The organism is Plebeiibacterium marinum (assembly GCF_026013615.1).
In the GTDB taxonomy this organism is placed as follows: Bacteria; Bacteroidota; Bacteroidia; order Bacteroidales; family Marinilabiliaceae; genus Saccharicrinis; species Saccharicrinis marinus_A.
This window is the reverse complement of the sequence record NZ_JAPDPI010000113.1, coordinates 1-1,258: the sequence shown is the minus strand read 5'-3', so window position 1 is coordinate 1,258 and position 1,258 is coordinate 1. Positions and strand designations below refer to the sequence as shown.

General features: G+C 43.5%; 1 protein-coding gene. It reads right to left on the bottom strand.

Annotation, left to right across the window (positions count from 1 at the left end):
• Window positions 1-1,184, bottom strand: a 1,184-nt coding sequence (gene ltrA / locus OM074_RS21085) for a group II intron reverse transcriptase/maturase (RefSeq protein ID WP_301202695.1), incomplete at its 3' end; no start/stop codon positions are given.
• Between the last annotated feature and the right edge of the window lie 74 nt (window positions 1,185-1,258).

Genomic DNA, 1,258 nt, shown 5'->3' with positions numbered 1-1,258 from the left:
CGGCTTCTACTCCAGGCGTAAGCCATACCATTATCGACGCCTAGCCTAATCAGGTTCTTCCTCTTTCTTTCTGGTTTCTTCCAATGATGCCATATATTGTATCTAAGTCGGTTGCGGAGCCACCCATCCAATTCTTCCAATTTGGTTTTAATGTTGGCATGTTTAAAGTTGTTGATCCAACCACGTTGGATTTCAAGTAACTTATGTATGCGTTCATCAAAGCTCATTGGATTGGTTTTACGGGTAACTTCTTTGAGCTTTGCTTTAAAGCTCCTCCATCTTTTAGGAGCTACAATTAATTGGTATTTCCCTTTGATACCTTTCTTGTAAATGGGTACGAAACCGAAACCTAGAACCTGAAAGTTAACAGGGCGTCTGATACCACTCTTTTCCTTGTTGATAGGCAACTTTAACTTATCTCTGAGGAATAAGTAAATGGCATTTCCAACCTTTTTGGCCTCGTGCTTAGTTTTGCAAAAGATGCTGAAATCATCGGCGTATCTAACAAATTTAAGTCCTTGTTTCTCCATTTCCGAATCTAACTCGTGAAGAATTATATTCGAGAGCAGTGGGCTGATTGGACTTCCTTGCGGAACGCCGATTCTTCGTTTTATAAGCTTGCCGTCTTTTACCAATGGGGCACGGAGCCACCTGCGGATCAGACACATGGTATGTCTGCATTTAATCTTGCGGTGTAAGCGCTGTAAAAGCAGTACGTGGTCAACTCTGTCGAAAAACTCTTTAAGATCGATTTCAACAATGTGTTGGTACCCTGAGTTAATATAACCCAAGGCTTTTCCTGCTGCCTGTTGCGTGTTACGGTGTGGTCGGAAGCCGTAGCTGTACGATGAGAAATCTGTTTCATAATACATCATTACCACTCGGGAAACCGCTTGTTGCATCATTCGATCAACAACCGTGGGTATTCCCAATGGTCTGGTTTTGCCACCTCCTTTGGGGATGTCTTTTCCCCGGATGGGTTGCGGTAGGTATTGCATATTCATGACCTGTTCTACCAGTTCATTGCGATGCAGATCCAGATGTGTTTTAAGTTCTGAAACTTTCATGCCGTCAATACCGCCAGCTCCTTTGTTCCTTACTACCTCCTTGCATGCCATTGTCAGGTTTACAGGGTGTAGTATCCGCTCAATTAGGTTGCTCGTGTCACGTTTTCTTTTCTTCATTGTCTTCTTTCATGTCCATTTCCTGCTACGCTCTCTGAGGCTGGTAATATGGCAGTTGCCAGATTAGACCTCCG